This is a genomic window from Gordonia paraffinivorans NBRC 108238, assembly GCF_000344155.1.
Taxonomy (GTDB): Bacteria; Actinomycetota; Actinomycetes; order Mycobacteriales; family Mycobacteriaceae; genus Gordonia; species Gordonia paraffinivorans.
In genome coordinates this window covers 62,254-80,843 of sequence record NZ_BAOQ01000019.1, presented here as the reverse complement: position 1 = coordinate 80,843, position 18,590 = coordinate 62,254, and the positions used below count along the sequence as shown (strand labels likewise).

Here is an 18,590-nt window from a genome sequence, read left to right as displayed (position 1 = left end):
GGCGCTTCGGCCACACCCGCCCGACGGTCCGGCGCGGAGACCCGACCGGAACAAAACGGACCGCAGTCCGGTTAGAATCGGGCATGACCAGCATCCCGACGCGCCAACCCGCGCTGTTCCTCTCCCACGGGGCTCCGCCCCTGGTGGACGACCCGACCTGGGTCGGCCAGCTGCAGACTCTCGCCGGCACCCTGGCGAGGCCGACCGCGATCCTCGTCGTCTCCGCACACTGGGAGGCCGCTCCCCTGACGATCGGCTCCACCGACTCGCAGACGCCGCTCACCTACGACTTCGGCGGCTTCCCCGAGAAGTACTACCGGGTCCTCTACCCCTCGCCCGGCGCCCCCGACCTCGCGCGACGCGTGGCGGCCCTGATGCCCGACGGCGAGCCGATCGCCCACGATCCGCGGCGCCGCCTCGACCACGGCGCCTACGTGCCCCTGACGGTCATGTACCCCGACGCCGACGTGCCCGTGCTGCAGATCTCGCTGCCCACACTCGACCCCGAGCGCCTACTCGAGCTCGGTCGGCGCCTGCGCCCGCTGCGCGACGAGGGCGTGCTGATCATCGGCTCCGGCTTCACCACGCACGGCCTGCCGTTCCTGCGGGACTGGCGTCCCGAGGCCACTCCCCCGGGCTGGTCGGCGGAGTTCGACGCCTGGGCGCGGGAACGACTCGAGGCCGGGGACGTGGAATCGCTCGTCAGGTTCCCAGAGACCGCACCCGGCATGCCCTTCGCCCATCCCACGGTCGAGCACTTCGCGCCGCTGTTCGTCGCACTCGGCGCCTCCGACGACGCCGAACAACGCCCCGATCAGGTCATCGACGGGTTCTGGATGGGACTGTCCAAGCGGAGCCTGGTGTTGAGCTGAGCCCGCCCCCGCGGCGCAAGCCCGGACCGCGCCGTTCGGGCTACCGGTCGGCGTCGTCCGCGGTGGTCCGCTCCACCGGGTCGACGTAATCCGGGCCGACGAGCCTCGGGTCGGGATCCAGCCTGGTCAGTCCGTTCCAGCACAGGTTGACCAGGTGGGCGGCCACGACCTCCTTGGACGGCTCGCGGACGTCGAGCCACCACTGCGCGGTCACCGACACCATGCCGACGAGCGCCTGCGCGTACAGCGGCGCGAGCGCCGGGTCGAAGCCGCGCCGTTCGAAGTCGCCGGCCAGGATGTGCTCGACCTGGCTCACGGCGTCGTTGAGCAGACTCGAGTAGGTGGCGTTCTCGTTGCTCGACGCGGTGGATGCGCCGCGAACGAGGATGCGGAAGCCGTCGGTGCGCTCCTCCATGTAGGTCAGCAGCGCGAGGGCCACCTGCTGGATGCGGTACAGCGAGCGGTTCCTGGTCAGCGAGGCGGTGATCATCTCCAGGAGGGTCTCCATCTCGCGGTCGACGACGACCGCGTAGAGGCCTTCCTTGCCGCCGAAGTGCTCGTAGACGATCGGCTTGGACACCCCCGCGCGCTGGGCGATCTCCTCGATGGAGGTTCCCTCGAACCCGCGCTCGGCGAAGAGCCCGCGGGCCACCTCGATCAGCTGCAACCGCCGCTGGGCGCCGGTCATGCGGGCCCGAGGCGCGCGCTGTACCTCGGCCGATCCCTCCGTCGGACGTCCGATCGTCATTCGCCCAGCCTAGGACGGGACGCGCCGGAATCACGAATAATGCGCCACGAACCCGCGGCGCGCGCTCAGTACAGGCTCGACCAGTAGTCCCAGAACCGCACCGCGATGAGGACGATGACGACCGCGACGACGCCGACGAGGACGAGGGCATGACTGCGGGCCACCGCGAGCGCGAGCCCGGACCGCGAGGTGAGACCGCTCGCGTGGAGGTTGCGAACGCTGACGAAGACGAAGATCGGCAGGGTCATCGCCCACACGACCATGCAATAGGGGCAGAGCGCGCCGATCGTGTAGAGGCTGGTGTAGATCAGCCAGCACACGAACGCCATCGCCAACGTGACGCCGATCTGCAATCCGGCCCAGTACCAGCCGGCGAGGCGTGCGCCGGCGAGGATCGCGACGCCGGTGGTGATCACCACCGCGAACCCGGCGATGCCCAGCAGCGGGTTGGGGAACCCGAACACCCCTGCCTGCGGCGTCGCCATGACCGACCCGCAGCTGAGCACGGGACTGAAGTTGCACGACGGAATGTAGTCGGGGTTCTTGAAGAGCTCGATCTTCTCCACGGTGAGCGTGAACGACGCGATGAACGCGATCAGGCCGCCGACGGTCAGCACCCAGGCGACGATCCGGGTCCAGGACCGGACCGCTTCGGCGAGCAGCGCCCGATCGTCGGGCTCTGCGCCGGGGCCGGTGTTCTCGTGGTCGGTGACGGTCTCGCTCACCCATCCAGGATGACACCGTTCGCGGTCGTCGCAGGCGGCCGGTGGGTGCCGAATCGTGCCGACTCCGCGGATCGCGCAACCGATGGACCCGGCATGAGCGAAATGACACACGCCCGCGCCGAAATGTGCCCTCCCCTACTCGCCGATGCGTAATGTCGGATATGCCACCTGGGGATGGGAAACGATCGTGCAGCTGTGGGACTACATCGGGAACAACGCTCGTTCCCTCACGTTCTTGACGTATCAGCATGCCTCGCTGTCGTTTCAGACCGTGCTCGTCGGCACCCTCGCCGCCATCGTGATCGCGGCGCTGGTGTACCGGCTTCCGCTGGTGAGCGCGCTGACGCTGACGTCGAGTCGTGTGGCACTGACGATTCCGTCGCTGGCCCTGCTCGCGTTGCTGATCGTCCCGTTCGGGCTCGGGGTCACCCCGTCGTTTCTCATGCTCGCGTTCTTCGCGATGCTGCCGGTCATCGGCAACGCGGTGGTCGGCCTGCGCTCGGTGCCGCCGGCGGTGGTCGAATCCGCACGGGGGATCGGACTTCCGCGCTGGCGCATCCTGCTCACCGTCGAACTGCCCATCGCGTGGCCGGTGATCCTCACCGGGATCCGCGTGTCCACGCAGATGATCGTCGGTGTGGCCGCGATCGTCGCCTACGTCCTCGGACCCGGCCTGGGATCGCTGATCTTCAACGGCCTCGCCCGCCTCGGCGGCGCCAACGCACTCGAATCCGCGCTCACCGGAACCATTCTCATCGTCATCATCGCGCTCGTCTTCGACGCCCTCCTGGTACTGCTCGGCCGGCTCACCATCTCCAAGGGACTCTCATGACGGACTCCACCACTGCCCCGACGTCGAAAACGACGACCGCCCAGGCATCCTCGCAGCGTTCCGACCGGGTCGTGACAGGCGAGTCGATCCGGCTCGACGGAGTCGTCAAGCGCTACCGGGGCCAACCGAAGCCCGCCGTCGCGAAGCTCGATCTCGAGATCGAGGCCGGCGACATCGTCGCCTTCGTCGGACCGTCCGGCTGTGGCAAGACCACCACGCTCAAGATGATCAACCGGCTGATCGAGCCCACCGAGGGCCGGATCTACATCGGCGGCCGGGACGTGACCGAGGAGAACCCCGACAGGCTCCGCCAGTCGATCGGCTACGTCATCCAGTCCGGCGGACTGTTCCCGCACTGGTCGGTGCGCAAGAACATCGGCGCGGTCCCGCGAATGCTCAAGTGGGACAAGAAGCGCATCGACCAACGCACCGAATACCTACTCGACCTGGTCGGTCTCGACCCCGCGGTCTTCGCCGACCGGCTACCCAAGGACATGTCCGGCGGCCAGCAGCAGCGTGTGGGTGTCGCCCGCGCGCTGGCCGCCGACCCGCCGGTGCTGCTGATGGACGAACCCTTCGGCGCGGTCGACCCGATCACCCGGGCCCGCCTACAGGACAAGCTGATCGCGATCCAGCAGGAGCTCGGCAAGACGATCGTCATCGTCACCCACGACTTCGAGGAGGCCACCAAGCTCGGCGACAAGGTCCTCATCCTCTCCGCGGGCGGACACGTCGAGCAGTACGCGCCGCCGGAGGAGATCCTCGCCAACCCGGCCACGCCGTTCGTCGAGGAGTTCGTCGGTTCCGGGGCGACGCTGGCGCATCTGACGCTGACCCGGGTCCGCGACGTCGAGATCAAGCCGGTGGTCACCGCGCGCGTCGGCGAGGCGTCCGGCTCGGTCATCGCACGCACGAAGGCCGCCGGCGAGGACTGGCTGGTCGTCGTCGACGCGCACGGCCGCCCGCGGTCGTGGCCGACCATCGACGAGGTCTCGACCAAGCCCGAGGTGTCGGACTACCTCGACCCGCGACTGCCCGTCGTGGCCCAGTCGTCGACCCTCAACGACGCGCTCGACTCGATGCTCGCCACCAGTCAGGGCGGCGTCCTCGTCACCGACGGGCACGGCGCGGTGGTCGGCGCGTTGACCATCGCCTCGGTGATGGAGAAGATCCGCGGCCAGCTCGCCGATGTCCGCGACGACGACACCGTCGGATATGTCGAGCACACCGAGGGCACGGCGCCGGTCGAGACGCCGGTAGTCGCAGCCGACGACGAGCCGGCCGACGAGACGGGGCCGCGATGACCTCCCTCGCCACCGGGGCCGGCGAGACCACCGCGTCGGCGGCACCTGCCCGCAGCGGCTTCCGGCGCCGACTCGCCAAGGTGCCGATCGACGTCTGGTTCGAGCCCCTGGTCATCCTCGTCGTGGGCGTCGGTTTCGTGATCTGGTATCAGAACACCGATTTCACGGCGACCGAGAGCGCGTCGATGGCCTGGCCGGCGCTGAGATCGACGATCCTCGACCACATCCGGCTGACCCTGGTCGCGACGGTGATCGTGGTGTGTATCGCCATCCCGCTCGGGATCGCGCTCACGCGCCCGTCCCTGCGGTGGCTCAACCCGATCGCGGTGAACATCGCCAACATCGGGCAAGCCGCACCGGCCATCGGCCTGCTGGTGCTCTTCACGTTCTGGCTCGGCACCGGGTTCAACACCGCGGTGGTCGGCCTCGTCGTGTACGCGGTGCTGCCGATCCTCCAGAACACGATCGTCGGGTTGCGGCAGGTCGACCAGCGCACGGTCGAGGCGGCGCGCGGCATCGGCTTCTCCGGTTTCCGAACGCTTCTCCAGGTCGAGTTGCCGCTGGCCGTCCCGGTCATCCTCAACGGCGTGCGCACCGCGCTCGTGATCCTCGTCGGCACCGCGACGCTGAGCACCTTCATCGGGGCCCCGAGCCTCGGCACGCTCATCACCACCGGGATCACCCTGTTCCTGCCCAAGCTGCTCGTCGCCGGCGCCATCCTCGTCGCGCTGCTGGCGATGACGATCGACTGGCTCGGACGCCTCGTCGAACTGGCCGCGACGCCGCGAGGTGTCGCATGATCGCGCGGCGCGGGAGATCGACCGCGACCGTGGCACTGACGACGCTGCTGGCGGTGATCCTCGCCGCGTGCGGGCTCGTCAGCTCGTCGGGTGCGTTCCGGGAGGCCTTCCTGGCCGACGGCTCGACTCCGTTGGAGGACACCAAGGTTCGCGTCACCTCGAAGAACTTCACCGAGTCCGTGCTGCTCGGCAAGATCACCGCGACCTACCTCGCCGCGGCGGGAGCAGCGGTCGAGGACCTGACCAACGCACCGGGTTCGATGTCGTCGCGTCAGGCGCAACTCAACGGCGACGCCGACATCCTGTGGGAGTACACGGGTACGGCGTGGCAGACGTATCTCGGCGAGACCGACACGATCTCCGACCCGGACGAGCTGTGGCGACGCGTCCGCGACGCCGACCGCGCCAACGGCGTGGAGTGGCTCGAGCCCGCGTCGTTCAACAACACCTACGCGTTCGCCGCGTCGTCTCCGACCGCGCAGCGACTCGGGGTGAAGACGATGTCGGACATCGCGAAACTGCCCGTGTCCGAACGGACGTTCTGCATCAACGACGAATTCCTGAGCCGCGCCGACGGCATGGTGCCGATGCTCGAGGCCTACGGCATCCCCCTCGGCAGCCCCGACGGCGTGCCGAAAGGCAATGTGACGACCATGGATTCGGGCGTCGTCTACACCTCCACCGCCCGCAGCGCACCGTGCAACTTCGGCATGGTCTACTCCACCGACGGCCGCATCAAGAACCTCGACCTGGTGGTGCTGGAGGACGACCGCAAGTTCTTCCTGCCCTACAGCGGCTGCGCGGTCATCAGCTCGAGTCTCAACGAGAAGTCACCGGAGATCGCCGAGTTGCTGGCGCCGGTGTCGAAGAAGCTCACCGACGAGCTCATGCAGGAGCTCAACGGCCGCGTCGACATCGACGGCGAGGACCCGGCCGACGTCGCCTACGACTGGCTGAAGGCAGAGGGCTTCATCGCCTAGACGTGGCGCCGAGGGACGCGGAGCGAGACGACAAGCTGCGAAGGGCCGGTGACCGAGCGCCCCCGACTCGAACTCTTGTCGCCCGCGACATCACCCCGGCGCGGCGACGTCGACCGGGGTCGCCGGCACGGATCGAGGTCGCGGGCGATATCGATCCCCCACCGGCACCATCGGCCTCCGTCGCTCGTGACCACGAGGATGGTCTCAGGAGAGACCCAGCGACCCCCAGGCGTTGTCGGCGCCGCAGTTCTTGGCCTCCGTCGGGGTGCGGTACGAGGGGATCATCGTGAAATCGGTGAACGTGACACTCCCGTGGCGGGCCTCCAGATAGATGTCACCGAGGTACGAGAGACCGAAGTCGTCGAAGGTCTTCGTCACGCAACCATCCAGCCAATAATCGACCTTGCCGTCGTCGCGCAGACCGATCCGCATCGTGTGAATCCCGGGCTTACGACCCACATCCACATAGGGGATCTCGTTGATGGTCGCGGTGTAGCGCTGCGCGATGTAGTCGTCCCAGGGTTCGGGATGCGTGGCGTCCACCGGACGCGGATTGGTCGCCACACCGAACCACGCGACCGCGAAGGGAGTCTCCGTTGTTTCTTTCTCGACGACGTAGACGCTGGGCTTCGGATGGCCTGATCCGTGGTCGATGTAGGTCGCCTGGAACGCAGTACCGAGACGACGCGACGCCACCGGCGGCTCATAATGGGCCGTTCCGGAGTCGACCACGAGATTGCCGCCCTCGAGTCTCACCGAGCCGTTCCAGGTGACCCCCTTCCAGGTCACCTCGTCGGCAGTTGCCGGCGGGGCGAACGCCACCAGCGGGATGACGGCGGCGACTGCCGCCACGAGCGCACGCTTGGCGATTCTGATCATGTCGTCCTCCCCGAATCGGCAACGCAGGCAGGTCTCGCGACTCTTTCGAGAGTGCAGGATAATCTCGGACATCCCGGTTTGCTCGACATTCGTCGGACAAGCCCCCTTCTCCGATGCCCTCGCGATGCCGCCGAGATGTGTTGGCATAGTGGGACTGTCGACCGACAGGCACCGCCGGGCAGAATCGCCCTTCGCCGGGTCCGCTTCGAGATCGACGTCCCGCGACCGCTCAGGACGGCCCGGCGATCTCGGGTTCGGCAGCCCGACCCGTGCCGCGGACGGTGTCGCGAGAGCAGCAAGGTCGCGCTGACGACCCCGGACCACCGACGCCCACAACCTGGCGGAGTGCAGCGCGTCGAATCAGGATCGCCGCCCCCACGCTCGGCACCGCGCTTCTCGATGCCGCTCGGGGTGTCGTACACGGGGATCATCGCGAAGCCGGTGGATGCGACGCTTTCGTTTCGGGCCTGCAGGTAGATGTCGCCGGGGTACGAGAGACCGAAGTCGTCGAAGGTCTTCGCCACACAGCCGCCCAGTCGACCTAGCCGTCGTCGCGGAGACTGATCCGCATCGTGCGTCCCCCGCGTACGACCCACATCCACATGGCCGGTCTCGTTCACGTCGTTGTAGCGCTGTGCGAGGTGGTCGTCTCTGGGTTCGGGATGCGTGGAGCCCACCGGCACACGTTGGTGGATACACCGAGATTCGTTGCAGCAGTGGGACACTCGAACAACAGACGGATGAACCGGCCGAGTGGCGATGCCGCGGATGGTGCGGACGTGAATGCACGCGAGGCGAGCGGGTGGACGCCCCTGCACTTCGCCGCGCAACAGACGCACGTAGAGGTTGCAGAGAAGCTGATAAACGCCGGGGCCGTAGTCGACGCTGTCAGCGACCTCGGCGAGACCCCCTCGGCATTGCCGCGCCGAAGGGCGGACGTCCAGTGGCCGACGACGTTGTACGAGTACTCCGCAGCGCGGGCGCCGACCGAACAAACCTGATATGTACGGCGACCGCCGCTCTCAATGTCAAGGACAGCCAACAAGGACTTCCCGGTGATGGCGGGGTTCGCAGACCTTCAGTGAAGTGCGTGGGAGTGCTACACGGACACTCGCGCCTGGCTCCCCCACCAGGACTCGAACCTGGAATGCCTGAACCAAAATCAGGAGTGTTGCCGATTACACCATGGGGGATCAACGCGCAGACGATTGTGCCACAGGCGCAGGAACGCCTCGCCCGGGCACTCGCCGGCGCGACCTCGTTTCGGCGGTGCGACGTCGATCGAAGTCGCACCGCCGAAACGAGGTCTGGCAGTCGTCAGTCCTTCGGGCCGCCGGCGACGTAGATGACCTGGCCGGAGACGAAGCCGGCGCCCTCGCTGATGAGGAACGACGCGGTATGGGCGATGTCCTCGGGGACGCCGACGCGGTTGACCGGGATCTGGGCGGCGGCGGCCTTCTTGAAGTCCTCGAACGGCACGCCGATGCGCTCTGCGGTGGCGGCGGTCATCTCGGTCTCGATGAAGCCGGGGGCGATGGCGTTGGCGGTGACGCCGAACTTGCCGAGCTCGATCGCGAGGGTCTTGGTGAAGCCCTGCATGCCGGCCTTGGCGGCCGAGTAGTTGACCTGGCCGCGGTTGCCGAGCGCCGAGGTCGACGAGAGGTTGACGATCCGGCCCCAGTTGGCGTCGACCATGTACTTCTGGGCGGCCTTGGTGACGTTGAAGGCACCGCGCAGGTGGACGGCCATGACGACGTCCCAGTCCTCGACGGTCATCTTGAAGAGCAGGTTGTCGCGGGTGATGCCGGCGTTGTTCACCACGACGGTCGGAGCACCCAGCTCGGCGGCCACCTTCTCCACCGCGGCGTTGACCGAGTCGGCGTCGGCGACGTTGGCGCCCACGGCGATGGCCTTGCCGCCCTTGTCGGTGATCGCCTTCACGGTGTCGGCGCAGGCGTCGGCGTCGAGGTCCAGGACGGCCACGGCCAGACCGTCGTCGGACAGGCGCTTGGCGATCGCCGCGCCGATACCCCGGGCGGCGCCGGTGACGATGGCGGTCTTCTGCGTGCTCATTGCATACCTCCGTTGGTCGATGGGCACCGGGAGACACCCCGGCACACGTGCGGCCCGCCTCCCCGCCCGCGGTCGAACGGCACGACTCACCGATCGAACGCTCGGGGAAGCAGATCTCTTGTGTTCTATCAGCTGCGACCGTCGAACAACAGGGGATGAAAAGTGCAACCCGCGGGCGCATTCGTCCCAAAAGGCGCGGCGCGTGTCCACCACCGACTACCGGTGCGTAGGATCGCACCCGACGTGAACACCGATCAGGAAGAGGGTGGACATTCGATGTCGGGAACGTCGTCGTCGGTGGCCGTGATCGTGTTGGCCGCGGGCGCCGGTACCCGGATGAAGTCCAAGACCCCGAAGATCCTCCACACCATCGCCGGCCGAAGCCTCGTCGGACACGCCCTCCACGGCGCCGCCGGGCTCGACCCCGACCATCTGGTCGTCGTGGTCAGCCATCAGCGGGAGCGGGTCGTCGCCGCCGTCGAGGACATCGCGACCGAGCTCGGCCGCGAGATCGGCATCGCCGAGCAGGACGAACCCCGCGGCACCGGCGACGCGGCCCGCGCCGGACTCACCGCCCTCCCCGAGGGCTTCGACGGCACCGTCGTCGTCACCGCGGCCGACGTCCCGCTCCTCGACGCCGACACCCTGCGCGCCCTCATCGAGACCCACACCGCCGGCGACGGCGCCGCGGTCACGCTCACCAGCTTCATCGCCGACGACCCGACCGGGTACGGACGCATCATCCGCACCGACGACGGCGCGGTCCGGGCCATCGTCGAGCACAAGGACGCCACCGCCGAGCAGCGCGCGATCGACGAGGTGAACGCCGGTGTCTACGCCGTCGACGCGGGGGTCCTGCGCGACGGCCTGTCGAAGCTGTCGACCGACAACGTCCAGGGCGAGTACTACCTGACCGACATCGTCGAGATCGCGCGCGAGGCCGGCCAGACCGTCCGCGGATTCACCGTCGACGACCCGGTCCTCGTCGCCGGCTGCAACGACCGCGCCCAGCTCGCCGACCTCGCCGCCGAACTCAACCGGCGCATCGTGCGCCGCCACCAACTCGACGGCGTGACCGTCGTCGACCCGGCCACCACCTGGATCGACATCGACGTGACGATCGAGCCCGACGTCCGGATCGAGCCCGGAACCCAGCTCAAGGGCCGCACCCACATCTCCACCGACGCCGTGATCGGCCCCGACACCACGCTGACCGACGTCACCGTCGGCGAGGGCGCCCAGGTGATCCGCACCCATGGCAGCGACGCCGTCATCGGCGGCAACGCGAGCGTCGGGCCGTTCGCCTACCTGCGCCCCGGCACGCTCCTGGGCGTCGGCGGCAAGATCGGCACCTTCGTGGAGACCAAGAACGCCACCATCGGCGACGGCTCGAAGGTCCCCCATCTCACCTACGTCGGCGACGCGACCATCGGCGAACACTCCAACATCGGGGCGTCGAGCGTCTTCGTGAACTACGACGGCGTCAACAAGCACCGCACAGTGATCGGCAGCCACTGCCGGACCGGTTCGGACAACATGTTCGTCGCCCCCGTGACCGTCGGGGACGGGGCGTACACCGGCGCCGGAACCGTCGTACGGCAAAATGTACCGCCGGGAGCCCTTGCGGTCTCGGCGGGAGCACAGCGTGTCATCGAGGACTGGGTCGTGAACAAGCGGCCCGACACCGCGTCGGCACGGGCGGCACTCGAGGCACGCGACAATGTGTCCGAGGCACGCGACAAGGACTCCGGGTCCGCCTAGCGAACCCGCAGACGGTGCCCGTCCCCGTCGGGCATCACCCAGCAGAAGATCGACATCGAAACGGACAGAAGAGTTTTCATGACCTGGACCACCGACAACCAGAAGAACCTGATGCTGTTCTCTGGTCGTGCCCACCCCGAACTGGCTGAAGCCGTCGCCGAAGAACTGGGCATCAAGGTGACACCCCAGACGGCACGCGACTTCGCCAACGGCGAGCTGTTCGTCCGTTTCGAGGAGTCCGTCCGCGGCTCGGACGCCTTCGTGCTGCAGAGCTGCCCCTACCCGATGAACCAGTGGGTCATGGAGGCGCTCATCATGATCGACGCGCTCAAGCGCGGATCGGCCAAGCGCATCAGCGTGATCCTGCCGTTCTACCCCTACGCGCGTCAGGACAAGAAGCACCGCGGCCGTGAGCCCATCTCCGCTCGCCTGATCGCCGACCTGCTCAAGACCGCCGGCGCCGACCGCATCATCACCGTCGATCTGCACACCGACCAGATCCAGGGCTTCTTCGACGGCCCGGTCGACCACATGCACGCCCTCGGCCAGCTCGCTCAGTACGTCTGCGACAACTACGGCACCGACAACGTCACCGTCGTCTCCCCGGACTCCGGCCGCGTCCGCGTCGCCGAGAAGTGGGCCGACGCCCTCAACGGCGCTCCCCTGGCGTTCATCCACAAGACCCGCGACCCGCTGGTGCCCAACCAGGTCAAGTCGAACCGCGTGGTCGGTGAGGTCGAGGGCCGCACCTGTGTGCTCATCGACGACATGATCGACACCGGCGGCACCATCGCCGGCGCGGTCCGCGTCCTCAAGGACGCCGGTGCCGGCGACGTCATCATCGCCACCACCCACGGCGTGTTCTCCGACCCGGCCGCCGAGCGTCTCGCGAACTGCGGCGCCAAGGAGGTCATCGCGACCGACACCCTGCCGATCCCGCCGGAGAAGCGCTTCGAGAACCTCACCGTGCTCTCGATCGCCCCGCTGCTCGCCCAGACGATCCGCGAGGTCTTCGAGAACGGCTCGGTCACAAGCCTCTTCGACGGCAGCGCGTAGGCCCTCCGTTCTCTCACACGCCGCGCCCGGATGCTCACACGAGCCTCCGGGCGCGGTCGTTTCCACCCACCCCTCGACGACTCCGCGGCACCCGCCCCCGAACCGGGCACGAAAACGCCGGTCCGCCCCGGCCCCTCCGCCGCCCGATTCGCCGTTCGCTGGGTACCGTTGACGACGTGGACGCGACGATCTATCACAACCCGAAGTGCTCGACCTCCCGCAAGGCGCTGCAGGCCCTCCGCGACGCCGGGATCGAACCCACCGTCGTCAAGTACCTCGACGAGCCCTACACCCGCGAGCAGCTGGTGAAGCTCTTCGCCGATGCCGGCCTGGCCCCTTCCCAGGCGGTCCGCAAGCGCGAGGCGCTCTACAAGGAACTGGACCTGGCCTCCGCCACCGACGACGAGATCCTCGACGCGATGGTCGCCCATCCCATCCTCGTCGAACGTCCGATCGTGGTGACGGACAAGGGAACCCGCATCCCGCGTCCGTTCGAGAAGCTCGACGAGATCCTTTGAGACCACGCTGACCCCAACCGGGGCGCCTTCTTCCCCGCCCCGGGGAGACGGCGTTAACATCCCGGCGGCGCCCGGCCTCGGTCGAGGCGCCACCCATCCCCTTCGAGTCATGGAGGTTTCATGAGCGGGTACGAGCCCAAGATGATCATCCTGTCCACCGAGAACCTGGACGAGTCGATCAAGTTCTACACCGAGACCCTCGGATTCTCCCTGAAGTTCCGCGACGGCGCGCACTTCGCCGCACTGGACGGCGGCGCGGTCACCATCGCCCTGGCCACCCCCGTCGACCACCCGATCCCGGGCAAGATCGTCCTCGGCATCAAGACCGCCGACGTCGACGCCGCTGCCAAGGCCATCGAGGACAACGGCGGCGCGATCATCAAGGGCCCTTACGACGACGCCCACGAGCGCCGTGCCGTGGTCTACGACAACGAGGGCAACGGCCTCGTCTTCTACAGCCCGCTGAAGCGCTGACGAACATCACGTCCCTCCGCTGGGCACCCGCCGCGTGTGCGGCGCTACCGTGACGACGTGGATCTACAGCTGACAGGTAAACGGGCCATCGTGACCGGCGGCAGCAAGGGCATCGGGCTCGCGGTGGCACGCGGGCTGTCCGCGGAGGGCGTGGACGTGGTCATCGCCGCCCGTTCGGCCGAGCCTCTCGAGGCCGCCGCACGGGCGGTGGCGGCCGAAACCGGTGGCCGGGTGATCCCGGTCCCTACCGACACCGGCGTCGACGAGCAGGTCCGCGCGCTCGTCGACCGCGCCGTCGACGAACTCGGCGGCATCGACATCCTGGTCAACTCGGCGGCCACCCCGTGGAGCGCGGGCAAGCCCGCCGACTGGGCCGCCACCTCCGACGACCTGGTCCGCCGCGAGGTCGAGATCAAGGTCCTCGGTTACCTGCGCGCCGCCCGGGCCGTCGCCCCGCACATGATCTCCCAGGGCTGGGGCCGCATCATCAACATCAGCGGACTCGGTGCGCGACAAGCGAACTCGATCGCCCAGACCATCCGCAACGTCAGTGTCTCCGCCCTGACGAAGAACCTGGCCGACGAACTCGGGCCACACGGCATCAACGTGACCGTCGTCCATCCCGGCCGCACCCGCACCGAACGGCTCACCGACCGTCTCGCGAAGAAGTCCGCCGAGACCGGGGTGCCGGTGGAGGAACTCGAGGCCGAACTGGCCACCAACTCGCTGCGGCGGATCATCGACGCGAGCGAGGTCGCCGACGTGGTCACCTTCCTCGCCTCGCCGCGCAGCATCGCCATCAACGGCGACGCGGTCGCGGCCGGCGGCGGGATCCCGGGGCCGGTCTTCTACTGAAACCCCAACTCCTTACCGACCCCGCAGAACGAGGTCGACGGGGGCACTTTCGCGCTGACCGACGTCGTGGGGGCGGTGGCGAGCGGCCAGAGCGACGATTCGCCCGACGCCGGCCGACTCGCCGAGGCGGCCGAGCACCTTCGGGACTCGACTCAGCCGACGGCCGATACCCGCCACCGCATGGCCGGCGACCACGCTGCAGCACGATCGCCGGCCGACCGATCGCGCTACGGGCACTCTGCACGACGACGACCACCCCTACGGGTTCGGCGTCGGCCGCGCCCACCGCCGGCGATCGACGCCGGCCGGAGTTCATCCGCGAGCGCTATCTACCGTCCCGTGCAGGCGCCGGCCACCAGCGCACCGGCCCTGGTCTGGTACCACCGCGGCGGGATGATCATGGGGTCGCTGCCCTCGTTCGCACCGCCGATCAGAGCTCACCCGCGAGCGCTCAACCCCGCCAGAGCTCACCGGCGGACGCTCACCGCCAGGCCCTCACCGCCAGGCCCTCACCGGCAGGCCCTCACCGCCAGGCCCTCACCGCCAGGCCCTCACCGCCGGCCAGAGCTCACCGTCAGGCCCTGACCGCCGGACGCAGCTCACCGCCGAAGGCTCAGCCCCTGCCGACGACCGCCGGTGCGGGACCCGGCAGCGGCTTCTGCAACGACGGCACGGCCAGCGCCGCGATTCCGCGGACGAGCGCCTTCGTCATGTCGAAGTAGTCGAAGTAGTCCCGCCACACCGCGATGCGGCCCTCGCGGACCTCGAAGCGTCCGCACACCCAGAACTGCAGGTGCAACCTGCCGAACCGCAGTTCGTCGACGCGCTCGGTCAGCACCACCCCGGCGTCGTCCGAGCTCACGTTGATCATCCGATAGTTGAAGCCGATCCAGGGCTTGCTGCCGACCCCGCCGAGGACGCCCGCGACCTTGCGCTTCCCGTGGATGGTCGGCAGGGACACGCTGGTGTAGGCGATGTCGTCGTCGACGTTCTCCATCGCGGCGGCGGTGTCGCCGCGTGCGAACGCATCCAGGAAGTCGGTCACGATCCGGATCGGGGTGTGTGAGGTCATGTCCCGAGTATGGCGGCTGCCACTCTCTGGAGGTACCTGATGTGACATCTGGGCAGGTCATCGACTATCCTGGCCCAGTTGTCTCGGCGAGGGTGACGTTGTCACCGTGATCGGCGCGACCACCGCTGCTCCTCCGGGCGCCCTTCTGCGCGGCCCCGCGGGTGTCTCGCGGTCGGGCTCCGTGCCCGTTGCTCGTCGCGACGGACAAACGACCGCAACACCGATCAGAGGAGATCACCATGGCCACCAAGGCCGAGAAGCTGTCTGTCACCGCCCGCACCGAGAAGGGCAAGGGCGCCGCCCGTCGTGCCCGTCGCGAGGGCAACGTTCCCGCCGTGCTCTACGGCCACGGCACCGACCCGCAGCACCTGAACCTCCCGGCCCGCGAGTTCGCCGCGATCCTGCGCTCGCACGGCGCCAACGCCCTGATCGACCTCGACATCGAGGGCACCAGCCAGCTCGCGCTCACCAAGCAGGTCGACGTCCACCCGATCCGCAACTTCATCCAGCACGCCGACCTCCTCATCGTCCGCCGCGGCGAGAAGGTCACCGTCGAGGTCCCGGTCGTCGTCGAGGGTGACGCCGCCCCGGGCACCCTGGTCGTCCAGGACGCCACCAACATCGAGATCGAGGCCGACGCGCTCGAGATCCCCGAGAACGTCACCGTCAGCGTCGAGGGCCTCGAGGCCGGCACCATCATCCATGCCTCCGACGTGCAGCTGCCCGAGGGCGTCACCCTGGTCTCCGATGCGGAGCTCCCGGTCGTCTCGGTCACCGAGGCGCAGCGCGTCGTCGCCGAGGACGAGGGTGCAGAGGAAGCCGAGGGTGAGGCTGCCGAGGCTTCGGAGTAGTCCGGACCCGAACTACTCGACCCGAGTGGTGAAACTGATTGTCGGGCTCGGCAACCCCGGGCCCAAGTACGAGAAGACGAGGCACAACGTCGGCGCGATGGTCGTCGACGGCCTCGCCTCCTCGGCAGGCGAGCGCTGGAAGGTTCACAAGAAGTCCGGCGCAGAGGTCGCCGAGGTCCGCCTCGGCGGCCTGCCTGTTCTTCTGGCCAAGGCCCGCGTCTATATGAACGAGTCGGGCCGGCAGATCGGCCCACTGGCCAAGTTCTATTCCGTCGACCCCGCCGACCTCATCGTCGTGCACGACGAACTCGACATCGACTTCGGACTCGTGCGCCTGAAGAAGGGCGGCGGCGAGGGCGGCCACAACGGGCTGCGTTCGATCAGCCAGGTCATGGGCACCAAGGACTACCTGCGGGTGCGCATGGGCATCGGACGGCCGCCCGGGCGGCAGGACCCCGCCGACTTCGTGCTCAAACCGTTTCCGGCCGCCGACCGGGCCGAGGTCGAGCTCCTGGTCCGAAACGGTTGCGACGCCGTCGAACTGCTCGTCACGCAGGGTCTCGAAGCCGCTCAGAACACCGTTCACGCCTGGTAGCGCGAACCCACCCTCATCTGTTCGTCCCCGGCCGTCTGCGGGTTCCGCCCGCACCGACGGCGCCCTCCCCCTCACGAACACCTGTCCGCCGGACCGCCCCATCGGTAACGATGACGGGTCGGGGTGCGGTACTTCCTAGTAGGTGGCCGGGTGAGTACCGTCATATGCCGGGTCACATATCGGAAGGAAGACCATGGCAGTCATCGCGGACACCACAGGCATCAAGAACATCGGCATGCTCGGCATCGGCGCCTACCGGCCCGAGCGCGTGGTCACCAACGAGGAGATCTGCCAGCACATCGATTCCTCCGATGAGTGGATCTACACCCGCACCGGCATCAAGACCCGCCGCTTCGCCCGACGCGACGAGAGCGTCATGGAGATGGCCGTCAACGCCGGACGCAAGGCGATCGCGAACGCCCTGCTTCACGGTTCGGACATCGACGCGGTGATCCTCGCGACCAACACGCACCTGCTCCTGACCCCGGCGGGTGCGACCAAGGTCGCCACCGAACTCGGCGCCAACGGCGTCCCCGCTTTCGACGTCACCGTCGGTTGCGCCGGCTTCGGCTACGGCATGGCCCTGGCGTCGGACATGATCCGCGGCGGCAGCGCCACCCACGTGCTGGTCATCGGCGCCGAGCAGCTCTCGGTCACGCTCGACATGACCGACCGCACCAACTGCTTCATCTTCGGCGACGGCGCCGGCGCCGTGGTCGTCGGCCCCACCGAGGAGCAGGAGCTCGGCCCGGTCGTCTGGGGCTCGGACGGCTCGCAGTTCAACGCCATCCGCCAGGACCTCGACTGGGTGACCTTCCTCGACAGCGACCGCAAGCAGCGCCCCTACCTGCGCCTCGAGGGCACCGCGGTCTTCCGCTGGGCCGCCTTCGAGATGGGCAAGGTCGCCCACCGCGCCCTCGAGGCCGCCAAGATCGGCGCCGAGGATCTCGACGTCTTCGTCCCGCACCAGGCCAACGCCCGCATCAACGAACTCCTCGCCCGGAGCCTGAAGCTGCGCGAGGACGCCGTCGTCGCCAACGACATCGAGTACACCGGCAACACCTCCGCAGCGTCGATCCCGCTCGCCATGGAGGACCTGCTCTCCACCGGCAAGGCCCAGCCCGGCCAGACCGCCCTGCTGCTCGGCTTCGGTGCCGGGCTCTCGTACGCCTCGCAGGTGGTCAAGCTGCCGCCGGTGCCGTTCGAGTAGGACATCAGCGTCGCCGACAACTTTTCACAGATGCGGGAGTTGGTTTCGGAGAGCGGAACCAATTGCCGCATCTGTCGTCAGACGTCGAGCGCCGTGCGGACGCACGCGACGACGTACTCGGGCCGCTCCTGCAGATCTGCCCAGGTGAAATTGAGGACGGTCCATCCGAGCGCGATGAGTTCGTTTCGGCGCCGACGGTCGCGCTGGAACGTGTCGGCGTCGCGATGGAAGGCCATGCCGTCGATCTCGACGGCCAGCAGCGCGTCGAGGTAGGCCACATCCACGAAGTACCCGCCGACGGGGTGGTTACAGACGAAGCCGCTGAGTCCGGCTTGGCGCAAGACCGCAACCGCCCGACGCTCCGCCTCCGACCGAGCACCCTCGCCGACGCGCGCGATCAACGCTGCGATCTCCGCGGCGTCTTCCTTGTTTCGACGACGGCGCCCGGCCTTGCACAACTGCTCGATCGAGACACGGCGCAGGAGCAGCGCGTTGTCGAGGATCTGGCTGTCTCCCTCCACCGCCGCCTCCAACACCGTCAGCGGCAAACATGTGATCGGCAGATGATCCCTCGTGACCGTCTCCGCGTCGTCGAGTGTCCGGTAGCGCACCCGGACGTCTTCGATCCGAGTGCCGTGACGGCTGCGAGGCGCCGTGACGGTGAACCTCTTCGGCGGATCGTCGACGATCTTGTGCCACCAGGCGGCCCCCAGCCCGGACAAGACGGCGTTCTTGCCGGCCGCGGCCACGGCCAGGCGTGCTCGGGTCCGTGCGGTGACGGGATGGTCGGCGAGGGTGTAGACCCCGCGCGAATGCGGCGTCCAGAGTCCGGCCTTCAAGCGCCGGTGGACTCCTGACCTGGTGAGTCCATGTTCGACGGCGTCGCCGATGGTGAACACTCCGTCACGGCCGAGTGCGTGGCGTCGAAGGCCCGGTGGCGTCTGCACGCGGATTGGACGCCGCCGAGCCCTGGCCGGTTCCGGCA

At 68.4% G+C, this 18,590-nt stretch carries 20 protein-coding genes and 1 tRNA gene; 14 read left to right on the top strand and 7 right to left on the bottom strand.

Annotation, left to right across the window (positions count from 1 at the left end; all coding sequences use genetic code 11):
* Positions 1-83: 83 nt before the first annotated feature.
* Positions 84-872 (top strand): dioxygenase family protein, encoded by a 789-nt coding sequence (locus GP2_RS10525; RefSeq protein WP_006900490.1) that lies wholly within the window; start codon positions 84-86, stop codon positions 870-872.
* A gap of 40 nt (positions 873-912) precedes the next feature.
* Here GP2_RS10525 and GP2_RS10520 read toward each other — a convergent pair whose 3' ends face one another.
* Both GP2_RS10520 and GP2_RS10515 read right to left on the bottom strand, forming a co-directional pair.
* Entirely contained in the window at positions 913-1,620 is a 708-nt protein-coding gene (locus GP2_RS10520) for a TetR/AcrR family transcriptional regulator (RefSeq protein WP_006900489.1), read from the bottom strand.
* A 65-nt stretch (positions 1,621-1,685) separates the two neighbouring features.
* Complete coding sequence (locus GP2_RS10515) at positions 1,686-2,345, bottom strand: vitamin K epoxide reductase family protein (protein ID WP_006900488.1); 660 nt, start codon at positions 2,343-2,345, stop codon at positions 1,686-1,688.
* Between the two features lie 145 nt (positions 2,346-2,490).
* On the opposite strand from GP2_RS10515, the gene GP2_RS10510 reads away from it, so the two are divergent.
* From GP2_RS10510 to GP2_RS10495, 4 genes are read left to right on the top strand one after another with little or no spacing between them, the layout of a single operon-like run.
* Positions 2,491-3,177 carry an ABC transporter permease gene (locus GP2_RS10510; RefSeq protein WP_006900487.1) on the top strand — a complete coding sequence of 229 codons (687 nt, stop codon included), beginning with the start codon at positions 2,491-2,493 and terminating at the stop codon, positions 3,175-3,177.
* A complete protein-coding gene (locus tag GP2_RS10505) occupies positions 3,174-4,481 on the top strand; it encodes an ABC transporter ATP-binding protein (RefSeq protein ID WP_006900486.1) in 1,308 nt (435 codons plus the stop codon). Before GP2_RS10510 ends, GP2_RS10505 begins: the two co-directional genes overlap by 4 nt.
* A complete protein-coding gene (locus GP2_RS10500; protein WP_006900485.1) occupies positions 4,478-5,281 on the top strand; it encodes an ABC transporter permease in 804 nt (267 codons plus the stop codon). The genes GP2_RS10505 and GP2_RS10500 overlap by 4 nt, the downstream gene beginning before the upstream one ends.
* Positions 5,278-6,261, top strand: a complete 984-nt coding sequence (locus GP2_RS10495; protein WP_040526755.1) for a glycine betaine ABC transporter substrate-binding protein — start codon at positions 5,278-5,280, stop codon at positions 6,259-6,261. The genes GP2_RS10500 and GP2_RS10495 overlap by 4 nt, the downstream gene beginning before the upstream one ends.
* 204 nt (positions 6,262-6,465) lie before the next feature.
* Here GP2_RS10495 and GP2_RS10490 read toward each other — a convergent pair whose 3' ends face one another.
* On the bottom strand, positions 6,466-7,140 hold the full coding sequence (locus GP2_RS10490; RefSeq protein ID WP_006900483.1) for a hypothetical protein: 675 nt from the start codon (positions 7,138-7,140) through the stop codon (positions 6,466-6,468).
* Between the two features lie 602 nt (positions 7,141-7,742).
* Between GP2_RS10490 and GP2_RS10485 the strand changes: the two genes are divergently transcribed.
* Positions 7,743-8,141, top strand: coding sequence for an ankyrin repeat domain-containing protein (locus tag GP2_RS10485; RefSeq protein ID WP_083900230.1), 399 nt, complete (start codon positions 7,743-7,745; stop codon positions 8,139-8,141).
* A 117-nt stretch (positions 8,142-8,258) separates the two neighbouring features.
* Here GP2_RS10485 and GP2_RS10480 read toward each other — a convergent pair.
* Positions 8,259-8,333: transfer RNA gene (locus GP2_RS10480), tRNA-Gln, on the bottom strand.
* A gap of 124 nt (positions 8,334-8,457) precedes the next feature.
* Entirely contained in the window at positions 8,458-9,213 is a 756-nt protein-coding gene (gene fabG / locus GP2_RS10475; protein WP_006900481.1) for a 3-oxoacyl-ACP reductase FabG, read from the bottom strand.
* 276 nt (positions 9,214-9,489) lie between these two features.
* Here fabG and glmU point away from each other — a divergent pair, with 276 nt between their 5' ends.
* The 5 genes from glmU to GP2_RS10450 all read left to right on the top strand — a co-directional run bounded on the left by glmU (position 9,490) and on the right by GP2_RS10450 (position 13,877).
* Positions 9,490-10,974 carry a bifunctional UDP-N-acetylglucosamine diphosphorylase/glucosamine-1-phosphate N-acetyltransferase GlmU gene (glmU, locus tag GP2_RS10470; RefSeq protein ID WP_006900480.1) on the top strand — a complete coding sequence of 495 codons (1,485 nt, stop codon included), beginning with the start codon at positions 9,490-9,492 and terminating at the stop codon, positions 10,972-10,974.
* 78 nt (positions 10,975-11,052) lie between these two features.
* Positions 11,053-12,030, top strand: coding sequence for a ribose-phosphate diphosphokinase (locus tag GP2_RS10465; RefSeq protein ID WP_006900479.1), 978 nt, complete (start codon positions 11,053-11,055; stop codon positions 12,028-12,030).
* Positions 12,031-12,206: 176 nt separating this feature from the next.
* Positions 12,207-12,548 carry an arsenate reductase (glutaredoxin) gene (gene arsC / locus GP2_RS10460; protein ID WP_006900478.1) on the top strand — a complete coding sequence of 114 codons (342 nt, stop codon included), beginning with the start codon at positions 12,207-12,209 and terminating at the stop codon, positions 12,546-12,548.
* Between the two features lie 120 nt (positions 12,549-12,668).
* Positions 12,669-13,022: a VOC family protein gene (locus GP2_RS10455; protein ID WP_006900477.1), complete on the top strand. Its 354-nt coding sequence runs from the start codon at positions 12,669-12,671 to the stop codon at positions 13,020-13,022.
* A gap of 57 nt (positions 13,023-13,079) precedes the next feature.
* Positions 13,080-13,877: an SDR family NAD(P)-dependent oxidoreductase gene (locus GP2_RS10450; RefSeq protein WP_040526775.1), complete on the top strand. Its 798-nt coding sequence runs from the start codon at positions 13,080-13,082 to the stop codon at positions 13,875-13,877.
* Between the two features lie 613 nt (positions 13,878-14,490).
* Here GP2_RS10450 and GP2_RS10440 read toward each other — a convergent pair.
* Positions 14,491-14,949: a limonene-1,2-epoxide hydrolase family protein gene (locus GP2_RS10440; RefSeq protein WP_006900475.1), complete on the bottom strand. Its 459-nt coding sequence runs from the start codon at positions 14,947-14,949 to the stop codon at positions 14,491-14,493.
* Between the two features lie 239 nt (positions 14,950-15,188).
* Between GP2_RS10440 and GP2_RS10435 the strand changes: the two genes are divergently transcribed.
* The 3 genes from GP2_RS10435 (at position 15,189) to GP2_RS10425 (ending at position 17,605) form a co-directional block, all read left to right on the top strand.
* Positions 15,189-15,800: a 50S ribosomal protein L25/general stress protein Ctc gene (locus GP2_RS10435; RefSeq protein WP_006900474.1), complete on the top strand. Its 612-nt coding sequence runs from the start codon at positions 15,189-15,191 to the stop codon at positions 15,798-15,800.
* Between the two features lie 28 nt (positions 15,801-15,828).
* Entirely contained in the window at positions 15,829-16,395 is a 567-nt protein-coding gene (gene pth, locus GP2_RS10430) for an aminoacyl-tRNA hydrolase (protein WP_040526773.1), read from the top strand.
* 193 nt (positions 16,396-16,588) lie between these two features.
* On the top strand, positions 16,589-17,605 hold the full coding sequence (locus GP2_RS10425) for a beta-ketoacyl-ACP synthase III (RefSeq protein ID WP_006900472.1): 1,017 nt from the start codon (positions 16,589-16,591) through the stop codon (positions 17,603-17,605).
* 77 nt (positions 17,606-17,682) lie between these two features.
* Here GP2_RS10425 and GP2_RS10420 read toward each other — a convergent pair whose 3' ends face one another.
* Complete coding sequence (locus GP2_RS10420; RefSeq protein WP_040526750.1) at positions 17,683-18,552, bottom strand: type IV toxin-antitoxin system AbiEi family antitoxin domain-containing protein; 870 nt, start codon at positions 18,550-18,552, stop codon at positions 17,683-17,685.
* Positions 18,553-18,590 lie beyond the last annotated feature (38 nt).